The following is a 1,671-nucleotide window of genomic DNA, read 5'->3' on the forward strand; positions in this document are numbered from 1 at the left end:
CCGATGTTCTTAGTACCGAGCAAGCGTGATGTCACCGAATTGATGTCTTGTCCGTCGATACCAATATAACCACGAATGACACGACCATCGGCGATGATCTTCTCCATGATTTTATTAGCAAGTGAGTAGGGGATTGCAAATGAGATCCCGTAGGTTTCCATGTCGGTAGCTTGTTGGAAAGAAGCCGTGTTGATACCGACGAGCTCACCTTGTGAGTTAACCAGTGCACCACCTGAGTTACCTTCATTGATTGCAGCATCAGTCTGGATAAAGGCTTGGTGACCATCTGCACTGATCGAAGAACGACCTGTTGCAGAGATAATGCCAAAGGTTGTCGTTTGCCCTAGGTTGTATGGGTTACCGATAGCCAGCACCACGTCGCCGACATTTGCTTTGTAATTCGGGTTCAGTGGAATAACAGGTAAGTTGTCACCGCTGACTCGGAGTATCGCAATATCGGTGCGTTTGTCTGAGCCGACAAGTTGTGCGGCCGCTACTCGTCCGTCTTGAAGTGCCACGACTATTTGGTCAGCTTGAGCAACAACATGGAAGTTGGTAATGATGTAGCCTTTCTCACTAACAATCACCCCTGAACCTAATCCTTGAGTTAGTAGCTTGTTGCGATCGCTTTCTGCGTATTTACGACTATAAATATTGACCACAGCGGGTGCAGCTCGTCGCACCGCTTGGTTAAATGAGATCTGAAGAGGGCCAATATTATCGACTTGAGGGTTCGTGACGTCTGCAACAATCGCCGGCCTTAAACTCGGGAATGCGAGAAGAATAAGCGCCGCTGAAACGAGTCCAAGGGAAATAGAACGAAATAGAAAGGACAGCATGTTTCCCTCTTCAACAAGTAAGGTATGAAGCATCCGTCAATGGATGACTGACTTGATTATCAGTGAAGCATAGCATTTTGATTGATCTAAAGAAAAGGGAGACTGAGTAAGTTTAAAGCAAACTTACTGAGCCCCCCTGTAATTACGCTGACGTATGGCTATCGAATAACTAGATAGATAGTCCTATCGTCTCGCTGGATATTAAGTGCCAATACGCCAGGTTGTTTTTCAAGAATCTTTCTAAATTCAGCAAGGTTCTTAACTGGTTGTCGGTTTACCCCGATGATGATGTCATCTTTAAGAAGCTGATAAGCTTCTGCTGGCGAACCTTGAGCGACACTTGATACCTTGACGCCTGTCGCTGAATCGCTGTCGGTTGTGTTGGTGAGCTCTGCACCGGCAAGTCCTTCATGGAGCTTTTCAGCTTGTGTCTTACTATTTGTGGATTCACCCAGCGTGACGTCAAAGGTCTTATTCTTACCGTCACGAACCACGCCTAACTCGATCTGTTTACCTGCACCTAGGGTGGCTACTTTGGCTCTTAACTCACTAAAAGTATCAATACGCTTACCGTTAATGGAGATAATGACATCGCCCGCTTTCAATCCGGCTTTGTCTGCAGCACTGTCGGGTACAATTTGGCTAACAAAAGCACCTTTGCTGGACTCATAACCAAGCGCTTCAGCCAATTCCGAGGTGACCTCTCCACCTTGGACACCAAGCATGCCACGTTTTACTTCACCGAAATCGAGAATCTGTTCAGTCAGGTTTGTCATCATATTGGATGGAATGGCAAAGCCGATACCGACATTGCCGCCGTTAGGTCCTAGGA

At 46.7% G+C, this 1,671-nt stretch carries 2 protein-coding genes; both read right to left on the reverse strand.

The annotated features are described in order from the left end of the window. The coding region (gene degS, locus AB4496_RS20585; RefSeq protein ID WP_372131816.1) for an outer membrane-stress sensor serine endopeptidase DegS at window positions 1–839 on the reverse strand (839 nt) is incomplete at its 3' end. 158 nt (window positions 840–997) lie between these two features. After that, window positions 998–1,671, reverse strand: a 674-nt coding sequence (locus AB4496_RS20590) for a PDZ domain-containing protein (RefSeq protein WP_372131818.1), incomplete at its 5' end; no start/stop codon positions are given.

It is taken from the genome of Vibrio sp. 10N.222.46.A1 (assembly GCF_041473595.1).
Lineage (GTDB): Bacteria > Pseudomonadota > Gammaproteobacteria > Enterobacterales > Vibrionaceae > Vibrio > Vibrio tasmaniensis_A.